The sequence below is a fragment of the Pseudomonas sp. HN2-3 genome, from assembly GCF_020691745.1.
Taxonomy (GTDB): Bacteria; Pseudomonadota; Gammaproteobacteria; order Pseudomonadales; family Pseudomonadaceae; genus Aquipseudomonas; species Aquipseudomonas capeferrum.
The window spans coordinates 2,655,976-2,675,244 of record NZ_CP085704.1; the positions used below are offsets into that span (position 1 = coordinate 2,655,976).

At 65.3% G+C, this 19,269-nt stretch carries 16 protein-coding genes; 13 read left to right on the plus strand and 3 right to left on the minus strand.

All coding sequences use genetic code 11. From position 1 onward, the window contains the following. Window positions 1–182: 182 nt before the first annotated feature. Complete coding sequence (locus LJX93_RS12140) at window positions 183–1,229, plus strand: class I SAM-dependent methyltransferase (protein WP_033697556.1); 1,047 nt, start codon at window positions 183–185, stop codon at window positions 1,227–1,229. Window positions 1,230–1,330: 101 nt separating this feature from the next. Continuing rightward, the gene (locus LJX93_RS12145) at window positions 1,331–2,026 is read left to right on the plus strand and encodes a tRNA (adenine(22)-N(1))-methyltransferase (protein WP_156310338.1); all 696 of its coding nucleotides are present in this window, start codon (window positions 1,331–1,333) and stop codon (window positions 2,024–2,026) included. A gap of 1 nt (window position 2,027) precedes the next feature. Here LJX93_RS12145 and LJX93_RS12150 read toward each other — a convergent pair whose 3' ends face one another. Further along, entirely contained in the window at window positions 2,028–2,294 is a 267-nt protein-coding gene (locus tag LJX93_RS12150; RefSeq protein WP_047583349.1) for a DUF2790 domain-containing protein, read from the minus strand. Window positions 2,295–2,419: 125 nt separating this feature from the next. On the opposite strand from LJX93_RS12150, the gene LJX93_RS12155 reads away from it, so the two are divergent. Further along, on the plus strand, window positions 2,420–3,352 hold the full coding sequence (locus LJX93_RS12155; protein WP_033697559.1) for a LysR family transcriptional regulator: 933 nt from the start codon (window positions 2,420–2,422) through the stop codon (window positions 3,350–3,352). A gap of 45 nt (window positions 3,353–3,397) precedes the next feature. Here LJX93_RS12155 and LJX93_RS12160 read toward each other — a convergent pair whose 3' ends face one another. Continuing rightward, window positions 3,398–4,549, minus strand: a complete 1,152-nt coding sequence (locus LJX93_RS12160) for an acyl-CoA dehydrogenase family protein (RefSeq protein WP_033697560.1) — start codon at window positions 4,547–4,549, stop codon at window positions 3,398–3,400. Window positions 4,550–4,565: 16 nt separating this feature from the next. Further along, window positions 4,566–5,636, minus strand: a complete 1,071-nt coding sequence (locus LJX93_RS12165; RefSeq protein WP_033697561.1) for an enoyl-CoA hydratase/isomerase family protein — start codon at window positions 5,634–5,636, stop codon at window positions 4,566–4,568. A gap of 275 nt (window positions 5,637–5,911) precedes the next feature. Here LJX93_RS12165 and mdcA point away from each other — a divergent pair, with 275 nt between their 5' ends. The 10 genes from mdcA (at window position 5,912) to mnxG (ending at window position 19,264) form a co-directional block, all read left to right on the plus strand. Continuing rightward, window positions 5,912–7,573 carry a malonate decarboxylase subunit alpha gene (gene mdcA / locus LJX93_RS12170; protein WP_033697562.1) on the plus strand — a complete coding sequence of 554 codons (1,662 nt, stop codon included), beginning with the start codon at window positions 5,912–5,914 and terminating at the stop codon, window positions 7,571–7,573. Next, complete coding sequence (locus LJX93_RS12175; protein ID WP_227697232.1) at window positions 7,573–8,415, plus strand: triphosphoribosyl-dephospho-CoA synthase; 843 nt, start codon at window positions 7,573–7,575, stop codon at window positions 8,413–8,415. Before mdcA ends, LJX93_RS12175 begins: the two co-directional genes overlap by 1 nt. A 1-nt stretch (window position 8,416) precedes the next feature. After that, window positions 8,417–8,713 (plus strand): malonate decarboxylase subunit delta, encoded by a 297-nt coding sequence (locus LJX93_RS12180; protein ID WP_033697564.1) that lies wholly within the window; start codon window positions 8,417–8,419, stop codon window positions 8,711–8,713. Continuing rightward, entirely contained in the window at window positions 8,710–9,558 is an 849-nt protein-coding gene (locus LJX93_RS12185; protein WP_033697565.1) for a biotin-independent malonate decarboxylase subunit beta, read from the plus strand. The genes LJX93_RS12180 and LJX93_RS12185 overlap by 4 nt, the downstream gene beginning before the upstream one ends. After that, a complete protein-coding gene (mdcE, locus tag LJX93_RS12190) occupies window positions 9,555–10,346 on the plus strand; it encodes a biotin-independent malonate decarboxylase subunit gamma (RefSeq protein ID WP_033697566.1) in 792 nt (263 codons plus the stop codon). Before LJX93_RS12185 ends, mdcE begins: the two co-directional genes overlap by 4 nt. Before the next feature lies 1 nt (window position 10,347). After that, a complete protein-coding gene (locus LJX93_RS12195) occupies window positions 10,348–10,962 on the plus strand; it encodes a malonate decarboxylase holo-ACP synthase (protein ID WP_033697568.1) in 615 nt (204 codons plus the stop codon). Next, entirely contained in the window at window positions 10,959–11,879 is a 921-nt protein-coding gene (mdcH, locus tag LJX93_RS12200; protein ID WP_033697569.1) for a malonate decarboxylase subunit epsilon, read from the plus strand. The genes LJX93_RS12195 and mdcH overlap by 4 nt, the downstream gene beginning before the upstream one ends. Window positions 11,880–12,042: 163 nt before the next feature. Then, window positions 12,043–12,465 carry a malonate transporter subunit MadL gene (madL, locus tag LJX93_RS12205; RefSeq protein ID WP_033697572.1) on the plus strand — a complete coding sequence of 141 codons (423 nt, stop codon included), beginning with the start codon at window positions 12,043–12,045 and terminating at the stop codon, window positions 12,463–12,465. A gap of 2 nt (window positions 12,466–12,467) precedes the next feature. Then, on the plus strand, window positions 12,468–13,232 hold the full coding sequence (madM, locus tag LJX93_RS12210) for a malonate transporter subunit MadM (protein ID WP_033697574.1): 765 nt from the start codon (window positions 12,468–12,470) through the stop codon (window positions 13,230–13,232). Window positions 13,233–13,402: 170 nt separating this feature from the next. Then, complete coding sequence (gene mnxG / locus LJX93_RS12215; protein WP_227697233.1) at window positions 13,403–19,264, plus strand: manganese-oxidizing multicopper oxidase MnxG; 5,862 nt, start codon at window positions 13,403–13,405, stop codon at window positions 19,262–19,264. Window positions 19,265–19,269 lie beyond the last annotated feature (5 nt).

Below are 19,269 nucleotides of genomic sequence, written 5' to 3' on the forward strand. Positions count from 1 at the left end.
AGGCATCCACAACCCCGCGTGGGGCCGGTAAGCCGGCCCCCACAAGTACGCTCAAAATTCTACACTTACATACAGCACGTCACGGCGAATGTCGCGGTGCGCGACACCATTCCCCGGACCACCGCCCCTCGGACCCGGACTTCCCCTGTCGACGGTGGCCTTCTTGCAGAGGAGGGCAGGTCATGGACGAGGCACGGCTTCACGAATTCATGGGCAAGCTGGTGGGTGACATGGGCGCTGCGGCGACCCTGGCAAATGTGATCCTGGGTGACGAACTCGGGTTGTACCGGGCGATGGCCGACAGCCAGCCGACCACGCCCGAAGCACTCGCGGCAAAGACCGGCTGCCACCCGCGGCTGGTCCGTGAATGGCTCAATGCCCAAGCGGCGTCGGGCTACATGGTTCACGACAAGGGCAGTTTCGTACTGCCCGAAGAACAGGCGATGGCCTTGGCGCTCGAAGACTCCCCGGCGTACATGGCCGGTGGCGCGGCGGTGGTGGCCGCCTTGTTCCACGACAAGGACAAGCTGGTCGCGGCCATGCGTGGCGACGGTGCGCTGGCCTGGGGCGACCATCACCCGTGCATGTTCAGCGGCACCGAACGGTTCTTCCGGCCGGGCTACCGAACGTTCCTGGTGGCCGAGTGGCTACCGGCGCTGGAGGGGGTGGTGGCCAAGCTGCAGGCGGGCGCCAAGGTGGCCGATGTGGGCTGTGGCCATGGCGCCTCGACGTTGGTCATGGCCCAGGCGTTTCCGGCATCGACCTTCGTCGGTTACGACTATCACGCGCCCTCCATCACCACCGCCAACCACCGGGCTGACGAGGCAGGTTTGGGCGCACGGGTGAGTTTTCAGCAGGCCACGGCGAAAAACTATCCAGGCCACGACCATGACCTGGTGTGTTTCTTCGATTGCCTGCACGACATGGGTGACCCGGTGGGCGCTGCGCGACACGCCTACGATGCCTTGAAGGCGGACGGCACGGTGATGCTGGTGGAACCCTATGCCGAGGACTCGCTGGAGGGCAACCTGACACCGGTCGGGCGCTTGTTCTATGCGGCGTCGACGTTTATCTGCACGCCCAACTCGCTGTCTCAGGAAGTGGGGCTGGGGCTGGGTGCCCAGGCTGGGGAGGCGCGGTTACGCGCGGTGTTCGAGGAGGCGGGTTTCACACGGTTCCGGCGCGCCACACAAACACCGTTCAACCTGATACTGGAGGCGCGCAAATAGCCGCCGCCCTTGCCGTCACCTGCGCCATTCGGCTTTTGCGCATTGTAATGCCGCGCCGTGGTCGTCAGAATCGCGCCCGGTTTTCGAGCAAGGGGCTTACGTTGAACGAACAGACACTCTCCATGCGCCTGGAGCGCGTGGCGGCGCATGTGCCGCAAGGCGCGCGCCTGGCCGATATCGGCTCGGACCATGGTTATCTGCCGGTAGCGTTGATGCTGCGTGGCGCCATCGAAGCAGGCGTGGCCGGTGAAGTGGCGCACACGCCCTTTGCCTCGGCCCAGCGCAACGTGCGCCGCAACGGCCTGGAGGCGCATATCACCATTCGCCTGGCCGATGGGCTGGACGCGATCGAAATGGCCGACCGGATCTCGGCCGTCAGCCTCTGCGGCATGGGTGGCAAAACCATGTGCGAGATTCTAGAGCGCGGTAAGCATCGCTTAAGTGGCAGCGAGCGCCTGATCCTGCAACCCAACGGCGATGAGTGCGAACTGCGCGGGTGGCTGATGCAAAACAGCTATCGGATCGTCAGTGAAGAGTTGTTGCGCGAAAACCGCTTCGACTACGAAATTATCGTCGCCGAACCTTGTGTGGCAGTGGCTTACACCGCCGAAGAGCTGTACTTCGGCCCGCTGCTGATGCGTGAAAAAGCTCCGGCGTTCGTGACCAAATGGCAGCGCATGCTGCGCCAGAAGCAGCAGACGTTGGCCAACTTCGAACGCGCTCGGGATGCGATACCCGAGGAAAAGCGCCGCGATTTCGCCCGGCAGATCAGCTGGATCAGCCAGGTACTGGCCTGACTCACTGCTGCGAGCAGTTGCCCATTTCCCGGTAGTTGACCTCGCGGGTACGGCCCTGGTGGTCGACATACACCATATGCGCAGTGCCGACCTGGCAGTCGGCAGCGTTGCTGGCCGGGGTGATGGAGATGACTTTGGCGACATCCAGCGGCATGCCGTATTCGTAGTTGCCCGTGCTGGCGGCCGGCTGCTGTGTGCCGGCGTCGGCAAAGGCGCCGAACGAGGCGAGGGTAGCGGCAAAGGCAAGGACGGCGATCAAACGTTTCATGGCAGGCTCCTTCTTCAATGTTTTACCAATGATGTATTCATTGGTGATCCACAATAAATGGGCTAAGCCGTGATAGATTCCTGCCTGGAACGTAAGAATAAGACCGATCAAGGAGCCCACCCCCCATGGACATGCTGCATGCCATGCGTACTTTCACCCGTGTGGTCGAATGCGGCAGCTTCGCCGCAGCCGCCAATGCCCTGGACATTTCTGCGGCACAGGTGTCGCGCATCGTTGCCGAGCTAGAGAACCAGCTACAGACCCGCCTGCTGCACCGCACCACGCGCCGTTTGCGCATGAGCGAGGCGGGCGAACGGTTTCTGGAGCGCGCGCGGCAAATCATGCTGCTGACCGAAGAAGCCGTCGGCGAGGCGCGAGGCGCGCACCTTACCCCCCGTGGGCGTTTGCGCCTGCACTGCCCGCATGGCCTGGGCCTGCTGCTGATGCCGCTGGTGGCGGGCTACAACGCGCTGTGCCCGGAGGTGGTGGTCGAGTTGACCTTGTCTCAGCGCAACCCGGACCCCTTGGCCGAAGGGCATGACGTGGTGATCACCGTGGACGAGGCCTTGCCGGACTCGCAGCTGATCGCCGTGCCGCTGGGCAACATTTTCAGCATCCCCTGCGCGGCACCCAGTTACCTGGAGACCTTTGGCGTGCCCGAGCGGCCGGAAGACCTGCATGGGCATCGCTGCCTGCGCATGGCGTACCCGATGTACGAAGGCGACTGGGTGTTCCCCCAAGGTGTCGATCACTGTGTGATCGCACCGCGCGACAGCTTCCTCACCAACGTGGCCGATGCGATGCTGTTGGCCAGCGAGCTGGGCATGGGCATCGGGCTGCTGCCGTTCTACACCGCCAGCCAGGCGATCGAGCAGGGGCGATTGCGCCGATTGTTGGCGCCGTATCGCCTGCGTGAGAGTGCGCTGTATGCGATCTATCCGTCGCGCCACTACCTGGATGCCAAGGTGCGTACCTGGATCGACTACCTCAAGGAGCAACTGCCCGCGCTGTTCGAAGGGCATGCGCGCATAGTGGATGACGCGCGCTACTGGCGCTGAGCCAGGTTGCGCGACCGCCCCAACAGCGGCCGCGCTAGCCGGCTGTTACAGTGAATAATGCTTGAGCTCCCGCGCAATCAGCATCCGCTGGATCTCGCTCGAACCCTCGTAGATCTGCGTGATACGCGCATCCCGATAATGGCGCTCTACCGGGTAGTCCTCCAGGTAACCATAACCGCCATGCACCTGGATGGCCATGGAGCACACCCGCTCGGCCATTTCCGAGGCGAACAGCTTGGCCTGCGAAGCCTCCGACAGGCACGGCTTGCCGGCACTGCGCAAGCGGGCCGCATGCAAGATCAGCAGGCGCGCGGCATTGACCTGCACCTGCATGTCGGCCAGCAGGTTGGCGATGCTCTGGTGCTCATTGATCGGCTTGCCAAACTGCACCCGGTCACGCGAGTAGGCCAGCGCCGCTTCGAACGCGGCGCGGGCGATGCCCAACGCTTGCGCGGCAATGCCGATACGCCCGCCTTCGAGGTTGGACAGGGCGATGGCCAGCCCCTTGCCACGCTCGCCGAGGATATTGGCGGCAGGGATGCGGCAGTTGTCCAGGGTCACCGCGCAGGTGTCGGAGGCGCGGATGCCCATCTTGTGCTCGCTGCGCTCGACCTTGAAACCAGGGTTGTCCGTGGGCACCAGAAAGGCCGAGAGGCCCTTCTTGCCCAGCGCCGGGTCGGTCACGGCGAAGACAATCGCCAAGCCCGCGCGACGGGCATTGCTGACAAACTGCTTGGCGCCGTTGATCACCCATTCGCCATTCACCAGCTCGGCACGCGTGCGCAGGTTGTGGGCCTCGGACCCAGCCTGGGGCTCGGTCAGGCAGAAGCAGCCAATCACCTCGCCAGTGGCCAGGCGCGGTAACCAGGCCTGCTGTTGCTCGGCAGTGCCATAGGCCAGCAGCGGGCCGCAGCCGACCGAGTTGTGAATGCTCATCATCGCCCCGGTGGCGCCACAACCGGCGGCGATCTCTTCCACGGCCAGGGCGTAGGCGACGTAGTCGGTGTAGCTGCCGCCAAAGGTGTCCGGGACGACCATGCCGAGCAGCCCCAGCTCGCCCATCTTGCGCACCACGCCATCATCGATCCAGCCGGCCTTTTCCCAGGCCTGGGCATGGGGCGCGATTTCGCCACGGGAAAAATCCCGGGCCATGTCGCGGATCATGATCTGTTCTTCGCTCAGTTCCAGGTCTTGCATCTGTGTACTCCCGGGCTCACAGGCCTTCGAAGAATTGGTCGACCCGCCGGCGCTCGAGCCCGGCCAGGGTCGGCGGGTTCCAGCGCGGCTGTTTGTCCTTGTCGATGATCAGGGCGCGCACTCCCTCGACGATGTCGCCGTACTGGAACCACTGGCGGTCCAGGTGCAGTTCCATGGCAAAGCACGCTTCAAGCGCCAGGTGGCGGCCGCGGCGCAGCATCTCCAGGGTAACCGCCATGGCCAGTGGCGAGCGGCTTTCCAGCTGGTCGGCGGTGGCCAGGGCCCACTGGTGGCTGTCGCCGATGCTCACGGCGCGCAGCTGCTCGATGATCGCCGGCAGGTCGGGGAGGGCGAAGAAGTGGTCGATGATCGGGCGCAGCTTCTGCAGTGGTGCGTCGTCCAGTACCTGGGTGCCGAGTTTGGCCAGCAGGCTTTGCAGGTCCTTGAGCGGGTGGTCACCGAAGGCCAGCTTGTCCAGGCCCTGGTCGAGGGCGCTGAGGGCGTCACTGCTCACGTACCAGTCGGCCAGCCCGCAATAGAGGGCATCGGCTGCCTGGATCTGGCTGCCGGTAACACCGAGGTAAATGCCCAGTTCACCCGGGATGCGCGGGAGGAAATAGCTGCCGCCAACGTCCGGGAAATAGCCGATGCCGACCTCTGGCATGCCCAGCCGGCTGCGTTCGGTGACCACACGCAGGTCACACCCCTGAGCCAGGCCCATGCCGCCCCCGAGGGTGAAGCCGTCCATCAGTACCAGCACCGGTTTGCGGTAGTGATGGATGCACAGGTCGAGCGCGTATTCCTCGACGAAAAAGTCTTCGTGCAGGTTGTCGCCGTTTTTGTAGCTGTCGTGCAGCGAGCGGATATCGCCACCGGCGCAGAACCCTTTAGGCCCTTCGCCGCGCAGCACCACGGCGCGCACCTGCGGGTCTTCTGCCCACTGGTCCAAGTGCTGGCGCAGGCTGCGGACCATGTCCAGGGTGAGGGCATTGAGGCCGGCGGGGCGGTTCAGGGTCAGATGGCCAATCTGGTTACGGACCTCGGCCAAGACATGATCCGTTGCCGAAGTGTGAGCATGCGCGGTCATCGCGTTCTCCCTGCTTTGTTATTGATTTTCCAAGTGAAGTCTGGAGTTCGCTGGAGGATAGCTGGATCCTGTCATGCGAATTTGCCGTGCACAATCGGTAAATCTGCAGGGGTGTCCTGCATTTTTGTCACTCTAGCAGTCTGTTAAGGGCCTGGTGGGCGTGGATGAGCCCCCAATTATTAACTTTAGCGTAACGATCGCGCACCCAGCTTGATTGATGCCCATGCCCGCACCGCCCTAAGGTGACCCCACGACAGCGAACCCGTGGAGTCACCATGACAACAACGAAGAATCCACCGCCGCAATGGTCGCGGAGGCGCGCCGAGAAGCAGCGCCGCCTCGACCGGGCCCGCCACCTCGCCGACGGCGTGGTGCTGCCCACCGACCGTATCGTCGAGGCCCTGGAGCTGTTGCTCGCCCCCGGAGACCGGGTGGTACTGGAAGGCAACAACCAGAAGCAGGCCGATTTCCTATCGCGCTCACTGGCCAAGGTGGACCCAGCGCGCCTGCACGACCTGCACATGATCATGCCCAGCGTCAGCCGTGCCGAGCACCTGGACCTGTTCGAGCGTGGCATCGCCCGCAAGCTCGACTTCTCGTTCGCCGGGCCACAAAGCCTGCGCATCGGGCAGTTGCTGGAAGACGGCCTGCTCGAAGTCGGCGCCATCCACACCTACATCGAGCTTTACTCGCGGCTGCTGGTGGACCTTATCCCCAACGTGACACTGGTCGCAGGCTTCATGGCCGACCGTGATGGCAACCTCTATACCGGCCCCAGCACCGAAGACACCCCGGCTCTGGTGGAGCCTTGCGCGTTCAGCGATGGCATCGTCATCGCCCAGGTCAACCAGCTGGTGGATCGGGTCGACGACCTGCCGCGCGTCGATATCCCTGCGTCCTGGGTCGACTTCGTGGTGGTCGCCGACCAGCCGTTCTACATCGAGCCGCTGTTTACCCGCGACCCGCGCCACATCAAGCCGGTGCATGTGCTGATGGCGATGATGGCGATCCGTGGCATCTATGAAAAACACCAGGTGCAGTCGCTGAACCACGGGATCGGCTTCAACACCGCGGCCATCGAACTGATCTTGCCGACCTACGGCCAATCCCTGGGCCTGAAAGGCAAGATCTGCCGCAACTGGACGCTCAACCCTCACCCCACCCTGATACCCGCCATCGAGACCGGCTGGGTCGAAAGCGTGCATTGCTTCGGCACCGAGCTGGGCATGGAGGACTACATCGCCCAGCGCCCGGATGTGTTCTTCACCGGCCGCGATGGCTCGCTGCGCTCCAACCGCATGATGTGCCAGCTGGCCGGGCAATACGCCGTCGACCTGTTCATCGGAGCCACCTTGCAGGTGGATGGCGATGGCCATTCCTCGACCGTGACCCGCGGCCGCCTGGCCGGCTTTGGCGGTGCGCCGAACATGGGCCATGACCCCCGCGGCCGCCGCCACGCAACCCCGGCCTGGCTCGACATGACCGTGCCCGAGACAATGCTCGAACGCGGCCGCAAGCTGGTGGTGCAGATGGTCGAAACCTATCAGGAGGGCGGCAAGCCCACCTTCGTCGAAACCCTCGATGCAGTCGAAGTGGCGAAAAAAGCCGGCATGCCCCTGGCCCCTGTGATGATCTACGGCGATGACGTCACCCACCTGCTTACCGAAGAAGGCATCGCCTACCTGTACAAGGCGCGCTCCCTCGAAGAGCGCCGGCAGATGATCGCTGCCGTAGCCGGCGTCACCGCCATTGGCCTGCGGCACGACCCCAAAGACACCCAACGCCTGCGCCAGCAAGGCCTGGTGGCATTGCCCGAAGACCTCGGCATCCGCCGCACCGACGCCAGCCGCGAGCTGCTGGCCGCGCGCAGTATTGCCGACCTGGTCGACTGGTCTGGCGGCCTGTACAACCCGCCCGCACGGTTCAGGAGCTGGTGATGAAAGCACTCAACCTGCACACCTTGCCCCTGGCCGACCGCCTGGCCGACCTGGCAGTCGATGCGCTGATCGACGAAGCCGACCTGTCGCCCAAACCGGGCCTGGTAGACGGTCGCAGCAACGGTGCCCACACGGACATGACGCTGGCGTTGATGCATGCCTCGGCGTTGGCCCTGTGGCCCTGCCTGCGGCAGATGGCCGAAGCGGCCGAGGCCATTGGCGAGATCGGCGTGCCCTTGCGCGCAGCCCTGGGCCGGATTGGCCGTGAGGGCGAAGCGGCGATGCTGGCGACCACGGGCGGGGTGAACACCCACCGCGGCGCGATCTGGGCCTTGGGCCTGCTGGTGGCCGCCAGTGCGCTGGATGCCCAGGCCGGCCCCGCTGCATTGGCCGCCCGCGCCGGGCGCATTGCACTGATCGACGACCCAGGCGCAACCCCTGAAGACAGCCATGGTGTGCAGATACAGCGCCGCTATGGCAGCGGCGGTGCCCGTGAGCAGGCGCAGTTGGGGTTCCCTGCTGTGATCACTCACGGCCTGCCGCAACTGCACCGCAGCCGTGCTGCCGGCGCCCGTGAAAACCAAGCACGGCTCGATGCCTTGCTCGCGATCATGGCGGCCCTGGCCGACACCTGTGTGCTTTGGCGTGCCGGGCCGCAAGGGCTGGCCACGGTCCAGCAGGGCGCCCGTGCCGTGCTGGAGGCGGGTGGCAGTGCCACCCTGGCCGGGCGCCGGCAGCTGCGCCGGCTGGACCAGCAGTTGCTGCACCTGAATGCCTCACCGGGCGGCGCCGCCGATCTGCTGGCCGCCTGCCTGTTCCTCGACAACGCCGGGAGCCTGTGACATGGAAACCCTGACCTTTCAATTCGCCGCCGCCGAACCTGGCCGTGGCCGCACCGTGGTGGGCTGCGTCAGCTCCGGCGACCTGGAGGTGCTGATCGAGCCCGGCACCGCCGGCAGCCTGCAGATTCAGGTCGTAACCTCGGTCAACGGCAGCGGCGCCCGCTGGGCGCAACTGTTCCAGCGCCTGTTCGAAGGCCGCCAGTGGCCCGCTGTGAACATCGACATCCATGACTTCGGCGCCACCCCTGGCGTGGTGCGCCTGCGGCTGGAGCAAGGCTTCGAGGAGATCGCCCCATGACGGACATCCAACGCTTGCTGCAAAGCCGCAGCTTTGTCGAACTGGGCGCGCGCCAGCGGGCCCGCGCCGTACTCGACCCGGGTAGCTTCCGCGAACTGCTCGGCCCGTTCGACCGGCTCATGTCGCCCTGGCTGCCACGCCAGGGCATCGTGCCCCAGGCCGATGATGGCGTGGTCATCGCCAAGGGCCGCCTGAACGGCCGCCATACCGTGCTCGCCGCTATCGAAGGGGGCTTCCAGGGTGGCAGCATGGGCGAGGTGGGCGGGGCCAAGATCGCCGGTGCCTTGGAGCTGGCCATCGAAGACAACCGCAACGGCACGCCGACCAGCGCCGTGTTGCTGCTGGAAACCGGTGGCGTGCGCTTGCAGGAGGCCAACCTTGGGCTGGCGGCGATTGCCGAGATCCAGGCCGCGATCGTGGCGTTGCGCAGCTACCAGCCGGTCATCGGCCTTATCGCAGGTGCGGTCGGCTGCTTCGGCGGCATGTCCATCGCTGCCGGGCTGTGCAGCCACTTGCTGGTCACCCGCGAGGCGCGCCTGGGCCTCAATGGCCCGCAGGTGATCGAGCAGGAAGCGGGCATCGGCGAATACGACGCCAAGGACCGGCCCTTCATCTGGAGCCTCACCGGTGGCGAGCAGCGCCATGCCAGCGGGCTGGTGGATGGCTACGTCGCCGACGATGTGGATGCCATCCGCCAGCAGCTTCTGCAACTGCTCGACACCCCAGCCACAGACCGGGCCAGCCGCCATGCCTGGTTCCTTGAGCGGCTGTCGCGCCTGGGCGATGACTGCCCGCAACTGGATGCCGCCGCCGTGCGCACCCTCTATCAAGGAGAAACCCAATGAACCGTGCCTCGAACTGGCTGCCGGGCCTGGCCGGCGGCCAAGCGTTGCCGGGCTACCCTGCGTCGCTGCAGGTGATCGACGGCGAACTGGACAACCGCCTGGCCCGCTTCATTGCTGTGGTGCCAGATGCGCACAACCCGTTCCCCCGGGCCCGCGCGGGTGAAGTAGGCCTGCTGGAAGGCTGGGGGTTGGCCAAGGCGGTGAGCGAGGCGGTCGAGGCCGACCGCCACGGCGAGAAGCGCGCGATTGTCGCGGTCATCGATGTGCCGAGCCAGGCCTATGGACGCCGCGAAGAAGCGTTGGGCATTCACCAGGCCCTGGCCGGTGCGGTGCAGGCGTATGCCCGGGCGCGCCTGGCCGGGCACCCGGTGATTGGCTTGCTGGTCGGCAAGGCGATGTCGGGTGCTTTTCTGGCGCATGGCTATCAAGCCCAGCGCCTGATCGCGTTGGATGACGCCGGGGTGATGGTGCATGCCATGGGCAAGGCCGCCGCCGCGCGCATTACCCTGCGCAGCGTCGAAGCGCTGGAAGCCCTGGCCGCAGAGGTGCCGCCGATGGCTTACGACCTCGACAGCTACGCCTCGCTGGGTTTGCTGTGGCGACGCCTTGGCGTGGACAACGCCGAGACGCCAAGCGCCGACGACCTGGCCCGGGTGCGTACGTGCCTGGCCGACGCTGTGCGCGATATCGGCAGCTCGACCGACCTGTCATCGCGGCTGACGGGCGAGAATCGGCGGGCGTCGCGCGAGGTGCGCGAGCACCTGCGTCGTCAGTGGCAGGGGGCCTGAGATGAGCACGCCACGCCCACACGACCTGCTCTGGGGCTTGCCCCTGTCTGCGCTGCCTGACGATACCCCGCAGTGGGCGCTGCAGGTGGTGGCATGCGGCCAACCTGTGGTGGTGCGCCGTGCAGCCTGCGCTGACGGCTGGGTGGCGGTGGGCGTACGCGGGCAAAGCCGGGATCAGCGGCTGGGCACGCAGATGCGCCTGGGCGATATCCAGCGTCTGCAAAGCCCTGAGGCATTGCGCGGGTGCGCGCCGAGCCCTTGGCCTGCACTACAGGCCTTGGCCTCGGCGGCCCCGGTGCTCGACACCTGCGGGCTGGCCTGGGGCCCGACGGGTGGGGTGGGCTATCAGTTGGCCACGGGTATCAACGTGCTGCACCTGGCCAGCGATCTGGACCTGGTGCTGCGTGCACCGCACCCTTTGACGCGCGCAAAGGCCCTGGAACTGCTGGACATCCTCGACTGCGCACCGTGCCGCATTGATGTGCAGCTGGAAACACCGGCAGGCGCCGTCGCCCTGCGCGAGTGGGCAGGTTGTGCCCGGCGCGTACTGCTCAAATCGCCGCTCGGCGCGCGCCTGGTCAGCGACCCCTGGGCTGCCCTGGAGTGCGCGGCATGAGCAGCCTGTTCGCGTTCCCCGGCCAAGGTGCTCAGCAGGTGGGCATGTTGCATCGTCTGCCTGACGGCGCCGGTCAATTACTGGAAGAGGCCAGTGATACCTTGGGCCAGAGCGCCCTGGGCCTGGACAGCCAGGAGGCCCTGCAGGGCACCCGTGCGGTGCAGCTTTGCCTGCTGCTGAGCGGGGTTGCCTGGGCCCGTTGGCTGATGCAGCGCAGCCCTGCGCCGGACTACGTGGCCGGCTTGTCGATTGGCGCCTATCCCGCTGCGGTTGCGGCGGGTGCCCTGGGGTTCGCCGATGCTGTGCGGCTGGTGGCCCTGCGTGGCGAACTGATGCAGTGCGCCTATCCGCACGGTTACGGTATGACCGCACTCAGCGGCCTCGACCTGGCTAGCGTCGAGCGTTTGCTGAGGGCGGTGGGCGGTGAGGTCTACGTCGCCAACCTCAACAGTGAGAACCAGATCGTCATTGCCGGCAGCGAGGCGGCCATGGCCGCGGTGGCACGCCGCGCGCGCAGCCTGGGCCAAGGCGTCGCACGGCGCCTGGCGGTGAGCGTGCCATCCCATTGCCCGCTGCTCGCCGGCCCGGCTGCAGAGCTTGCCAAGGCCTTTGCCACGGTCGAGCTGCGCCGGCCTGCGATCACCTACCTGAGTGGCAGCAGTGCACGGCCAATCTTCGATACACAGCGCTTGCGCGACGACCTGGCCGGCAACATGGCACAGGTGGTGGATTGGCGTGCCACGTTGCGCAACGCCTATGAACGCGGTGTACGCCTGCACCTGGAAATACCGCCGGGCAGTGTGCTCAGCGGCCTGGCCCGGCCGGTGTTTGAACAGGGCAGGGTGGTGAGCGTGGAAGGCACCCGACCGGATACCCTCGACGCGCTGCTGCGCCAGGAGGTGGCCCAGAACCGATGATGGCAGGCTGGAGCGATGCCTGTAGGAGCGGCCTTGTGTCGCGAAAGGCCGCAAAGCGGCCCCGACAATCTGGCAACTCCCACATTGACCGCGTGAGCCGCGCAAGTGTGTGTTTACGAAGAACAACAACAAGCAACTTCGACACTACCTGAGGACAACAACAATGATTATCTATGGTGTGGCTCTGCTGGCGGTATGCACGCTTGCCGGCGTCATCGTCGGCGACTTCCTGGGCGTGCTGCTGGGTGTCAAATCCAACGTGGGCGGGGTCGGCATCGCCATGATCCTGCTGATTTGTGCGCGGCTGTACAGGCAGCGCCATGGCGGCATGAGCAAGGAGTGCGAGTTCGGCGTCGGCTTCTGGGGCGCCATGTACATCCCGGTGGTGGTGGCCATGGCCGCCCAACAGAATGTGGTAACCGCCCTGCATGGCGGGCCGGTGGCGTTGCTGGCGGCGATCGGCGCGGTACTGGTGTGCGGTGCGACCATCGCGCTGATCAGCCGCAGCCACCGCGGCGAACCCTTGCCCGCGCTTGAGCCTGCCCCCGAAACCCAGGTGCAGGTTGCCCCTGCAGGAGGTCGTTGATCATGTGGCCAATCATGGACAATGCCCTGGAACACAACGGCCTGATCACGGCCTTCGCGGTGGTCGGTGCGATCATGTGGTTGTCGGTACTGATGTCGAAATACCTGACCTTCGGCCGGGTGCACGGCTCGGCGATTGCCATCGTCATCGGCCTGGTGCTGGCCTGGGTGGGCGGCACTGTTACCGGCGGGCAAAAAGGCCTGGCGGACATGGCGCTGTTCTCAGGCATCGGCCTGATGGGCGGGGCGATGCTGCGAGACTTCGCCATCGTCGCCACGGCCTTCGAAGTGCAGGCCACCGAAGCCCGCAAGGCCGGGATGATTGGCGCCGTGGCGTTGCTGCTGGGCACGGTACTGCCGTTTATTGTCGGTGCGGCGGTCGCCTATGCGTTCGGTTACCGCGATGCCGTGAGCATGACCACCATCGGTGCGGGCGCCGTCACCTATATCGTCGGGCCAGTGACGGGCGCGGCCCTGGGTGCCAGCTCCGATGTGATGGCGTTGTCGATTGCCACGGGGTTGATCAAGGCGATTCTGGTCATGGTGTTCACGCCGGTATCGGCGCGCCTGCTGGCCCTGGACAACCCGCGTTCGGCCATGGTGTTCGGCGGTTTGGCCGGGACGGTGTCGGGGGTGACGGCAGGGTTGGCGGCAACGGACCGGCGGCTGGTGCCCTACGGCGCGTTGACAGCGACATTCCATACCGGGCTGGGCTGCCTGATGGGGCCTTCGATCTTGTATTTCTGTGTGCGTGGGTTGATGGGTTAAGGCGATGGGCTGCGCAGCAGCCCCATCCCCCGAATCGGGGAAAGCCGTTGGGGAATCCTCCCCAATCTGTTTCGGTTGATCGCATAACACATTGAAATTAATAGTAATTCACATGTGGCATATACCTTGCTGAACCTCCTCGCAGAGTTCCTGTGTTCCGGAGGTGCAGCATGTCGACCCCGCTCAAAGGCCCCGTCCTGTCATCATTCTTCCTGGCCCTGCTTGGCTGGGAAGCGACCAGCGAGGCAGCTGTGCAGTGCCAGCGCACCTTGGTTGCCAATGTGGTGGCACTGGACCAGCCGCTGATGTTCAACCGCCTCGGCGCGCAAAACGCCAATGGCATGATGTTCGCCTTGCGCGAGGATGTGGTGGACGAGCACCAGGTCCCGCTCGGCAAAGGTGGCGCCGCCGTGCCTGGTAAAGTCACTTTGCGCCCGGACAAGCGTCCACGGCCAATCGTGTTGCGCGTGGCGGCAGGCGATTGCCTCACCGTCAACCTGACCAACCTGCTGGCTTACCAGGCCAACCCCAACAAGCACGGCATCGACCACGAAGAGAACGAGGCCGAAGGTGAGGAGGAGGAAGGGCCGGAAACCGAATTCGAAAACGAAGGCGGTGAGCACTTCGTTGCCGATGAGCAAGTCAGCGACCGCCACGTAGGCTTTCAGGTCAACGGCATGCAAGCGGTCAACAGCATTGGCGATATTGCTGCCAACACCGGCCGCAACGGCAACTTCCTGGTGTCACCGGGCAATACCCGCAGCTACACCCTGTATGCCGAACGCGAAGGGGCGTTCGCCGCCACCAGCCAAGGCGCGACCTTCGGCGGCCAGGGCGGTGCCGGCAACGTTGCCAATGGCTTGTTCGGCCAGGTGGTGGTGGTGCCCAAAGGCGGGCGCACCTTCCGCAACACCCTCACAGAAGAAGAGATGCGCCTGGCCAGCACCGGCCGCACCGCCACTGGCCAACCGGTTATCGATTACCAGGCACGCTACCCGCAGGCCGAGCCTTGGATCACCGAAGGCAAGGCCGGTAAACCGATCATCGCCATGGTCGATGGCAACGAGATCCTCAACAGCGAGACCGATGCCATTGTCATGGGCCCCAACCCCGATGGCAGCTTCCCGCGTTCGACCTATCCGCTTGAAAGCGTCAACAAACGTAACCCGGCGCTGCCCAACCGGCTGGACGCGTTCCGTGATTTCGCCTCGCAGTTCGCCGACGAAGTGGCCGCAACCCAGGCCTTCCCCGGTTACTGGGCCGACCCGATCATGGGCCATGTACTGGAGCCGACCCGTGATTCATTCATGATCAACTACGGCTCTGGGGGCATGGGTGCCGAAGTGGTGGCCAACCGCCTGGGCGTGGGCCCGATGCACGACTGCTTGTCCTGCGCCTACGAGGAGTTCTTCCTCAGCGCCCACACCGTGGGCGATATCGGCACGCTGGTGGATGTGCCGGCCAACGTTGGCCTGGAGAACATCCGCCCAGGCGAGACGCCGCCGGCCAGTGCCATCGGCGTCAAGGCCAGCATGGCCCTGTACCCGTCAGAACCGGCCAACGTCCACCACAGCTACATTGGTGACTTCACCAAGTTCCGCAACACGCACAACGGTCACGAACAGCACATCTTCCATTTGCACGGGCACCAGTGGCTGTTCAACCCCAACGACGATAACTCCGACTACGTCGACGCCCAGGGTATCGGCCCGGGCATCGGCTACACCTACGAGATCGCCAACGGTGGCTCTGGCAACCGTAACCGGGTGGCCGGCGATGCCATCTATCACTGCCACTTCTACCCGCACTTCGCCCAGGGCATGTGGGCCATGTGGCGGGTGCACGATGTGTTCGAGGAAGGCACCCGGCTGGAGGTCAGTGGCCAGGCCGCGAACGGCTACCACAGCACCCCGTTTGCCCTGCGCAGCGGCAAACCGGCGGTTGGCGCGCGGGCCTTGCCCGACGGTGAAATCATTGCGGGCACACCCATCCCCGCCATCGTCCCACTGCCTGGCAAAGCCATGGCGCCCATGCCGGGCAAGGTGGTCGTGGTACCCAAGCTTGCCGAGCAACGGGTGGCAGCCAATGACGAGGAGGATGACGACGGCGAGGAGGGCGACGATGACCATGGCCATGGGGTAGCTGAACCCAAGGCCGTCGGCTCGCTGGCACTGGTCGACCGCAGCGAGAGCAACCGTAACGCCGACGGCACCTTGAAAAACCCCGGTTATCCGTTCTGGATCGGTGGCATGGAAAGCAGCGTCGGCCAACGGCCTCCCACCCCGCCGCTGGACATGCTCGACCCTGCACTGGCCCAGCAACTCAAGAACAGCGGCAACGCCCTGTGGGCCAACCTGGACGCCAACCAGGTCGATGGTTGGGATGGTGGCCTCGGCCGGCATGCACTGGATGGTGTTTCGGCAGGGGGTGAAGCACAGACCACCACCACCAAGCTGGATTTCTCCAAGGTGGTGCACAAAGCCAAGCCGATCTACCTGCCCGAAGAGGGCACGGAAGTCGAGCAGGCAGCCATGAAGTTCCACGCCAAGGCCGAGCACCCCAGCTATGCGCTGATACCCGGCAGCCAACCGGTGGCGCGTAACTTCCGCACCAACGGCGCCCTGCCGACCGCCGGTGCGCCGTTCTTCGAACCCTGCATGGACGACCGTGGCAAGCGCCTCACCCAGTCGTCGGGTGTGGGCGAGTACGCCAGCGGCGAGAGCCTGACCGGCATGAACTTCCGCGGCGCTTCTACCTTCACCGCCGACCGCCCGCGCATCTACAAGGGCGCCAATATCCAGTTCGATGCGGTCTACAACAAGGTCGGCTACCACTTCCCGCAGGCACGCATCATCGCCCTCTGGGAAGATGCCTGGCCGGTGATCACCAAGCAGCGCCCGCCAGAGCCGTTGGTGATGCGCATGAACACTTTCGACTGCACCATGTACCAGCACACCAACCTGATCCCCTCCATTTATGAGATGGACGACTACCAGGTACGCACCCCGACCGACGTGATCGGCCAGCATATTCACCTGCCCAAGTGGGACCTCACCGCAGCCGACGGTTCGGCCAACGGCTGGAACTACGAGGACGGCATCCTCTCGCCCGGCAGCGTGGTCGAGCGCGTGCATGCCATTCGTGCCTACAACGGTTGCACCGAAGGCGACAGCCGGGACGGTACCGCCGCCTGCCCGAAAGCCAAGCAACACCCTTACTTCGGGCGTTTCGGCCGGGCCGACTGGCTGGGCGCGCGCACGGCGATGCAACGTTGGTTCGCCGACCCGGTGGTCAACGTGCATAACGTCGACCGTGGCCTGGGCACCATCTTCACCCACGACCACCTTGGCCCATCGACCCACCAGCAGTTGGGCCTTTACGCCACGGTACTGGCCGAGCCTGCCGGCTCTACCTGGTACCACGCCGAAACCGGCGAGCAGCTGTACAACCCGTCTCGCCAGGACGGCGGGCCGACCTCGTGGCAGGCGGTGATCAAGACCGGTGACCATGACGGCGATGGCCGTAACGACAGCTACCGCGAGTTCTTCCTCGAGTACAGCGACTTCCAGCATGCCTATGAAGCGGGCGTGTACGTTGGCGCGGGGCCCGACGGTATTCCCAATGGCCAGTCGTACCCGGCCACTGCCGACAGCTTCCGCTACGCCATCAACCCACCGGTACGGCAGAAGGCCTCGTCGCTGCTCGAATCGGTGGTCGAGTCGCGTGGCGGGCTGAGCCCAGGATGCCCGACGCGGCCGTGCCCACAGGCCATTTCGGTGGATGACCCTGGCATGTTCGTCGTCAACTACCGTAACGAGCCGTTGGCCCTGCGGGTGTTCGACCCCAACAAGGTGGCCCCGGACGGCAAGCGTGGCATGCAGGCCGACGGCCTGGGCGGCGACCTCAGCTATGCCTTGCAAAGCCGCATTGACCGCGCGATCCCGGCGATGAACATGGCGCCTTCGGCGATCACCTCGGCGGTGGGCCCCACCGGTGGCACCACGGTATTCCCGCCGCACATCAACACCGCCGGCAGCGAACCCGGCGACCCGTTCACGCCAATGTTGCGCACCTACTCGGGCGACAACGTGCGGCTGCGTATGCATGCCGGTGGCCATGAAGAGGAGCACAACGTCACCTTGCACGGGGTCAAGTGGCTGCAGAACGGCTCGGGCTTTGGCAGCAGCTCCAACTCGGGGTGGAAAGCGTCGCAGATGATCGGCATCTCCGAGCAACTGGGCTTCATGGCGCCGGTGTCGATGATCTCCAGCTCCGCCGCCACCAACGGCGACTACCTGTACTCGCTGGACGCGGCATTGGAAGGCTACTGGAATGGCATCTGGGGCATCATGCGCAACTACACCACCTTGCGCCCGGACCTGTTCCCGCTGTCGAACAACCCGCAGCCGGTGGCCATGCGCAACACCGTGAACTTTGACGGCATCTGCCCGAAAACCACGGCCAACGTCAATGGCATCGGCACCCGGACGACGGTCAAGCGCAACTACGAGATCGTCGCCGCACTGGCCAACGATATCCTCGAGAACCGCCACGGCGTCAGCATCGCCGACCCGGCGGGGGTTGGCCAGCATGTCGGTGGCCCGCTCAAGGCCGCCGGCGGCACCCTGGTGTTCAACAGCCGCACCACCAGCATCCCGCAGGTCACGGTGGTCGACGAGGAGGACGGCACTACCTTCACCGTCGGCGGCCACAGCGCGCCGCTGCACGACCCGACCGCTGTGCTGTATGTGCGCAAGGCAGACCTGGATGCCAGCACCGGCAAGCTCAAGCCCGGCGTGCCGGTAGAGCCGCTGGTGCTGCGCGCCAGCGCCGGTGACTGCATCAGCATCACCCTGGAAAACCGCCTGCCGCTGGTGATGCCCGACCTGCCGAGCACCGCAGTGATGCAGAACGTGGTCAAACGTGACCGCAACGGCAGCGAAGGCTCCACCGCCTTCAACAACAACCTGATGCGGCCTTCCAGCCATGTGGGCCTGCATGCCCAGTTGCTGGCCTACGACATCACCAAGTCCGACGGTGCCAACGTTGGCCTCAACCCGGTGCAGACCGTGCCGCCGCGTGCCGGCAACAGCGGCGCCTACCCGTCCAAGGTGTACCAGTACTACGCCGGCCACCTGGAGCGCGAAGGCAAACCGGTGCTGCAACTGGGCCGTACGGTAGACAACATCAACACCACGGCGATCGAGTTCGGCGGCCTCAACCTGACCCCGTCGGACTTCATCAAGCAACCGCAAAAAGGCCTGGTGGGTGCTATGAGCATCCTGCCGCAGGCTGCCACTTTCACCGAGGACACCGCCAGCCGTGCCCAGGCGACAGTGAAAGTCAGCGGCCAGCCCGACTACCGCGACTTTGTCACGGTGTGGCAGCGCTCGATGAACATGCGCTGGGCTGATGGCCGGCCTGTGGAAGGTATCGCTACTGAGGGCAATGGCGTGCCGGGCGACCCTAAAGACAACGGCAACATGGCCATGAACTACAAGACCGAACCGTTGTGGCTACGCTTCGGCATGGCGCCGGACGCACCCTTCGGCCACGCCGACGGCAATGGCTTTGCCGATGTGCCAAATGCCCACATGGCCTACAGCAACGCCCTGGTCGGTGGCGACCCGCAAACGCCGGTGCTGTGGGCCAAGCCTGGCCAGCCGGCGCGCAGCCATGTGCTGATGCCAAGCGGTGGCAGCCGCGGCATCACCTACCAGCTGGACGGGCACCTGTGGCCGCTGCACGCCTACCAGGCCGAGAAGAATGACGTCAATGGCTACCCGATGAGCCTGCCCGGCATCGGCTCGGTGCGCTTCGGTTACAACCCGATGTCCATCTACATCGGTGCCCAGGAAAGCGTACTGCCGGCAGCGCACTTCAGCTTCATGCTGCCCAGCGCAGGCGGGGCCAACGCGGTGCCGGGGGACTACCTGTTCCGCGACTACGCCGCCTACGGCAACCTCTCGGGGTTGTGGGGGATCTTGCGGGTAACCAACGAAGCGCCGCCGGCAACGGCTGCAGCACAATAACGACA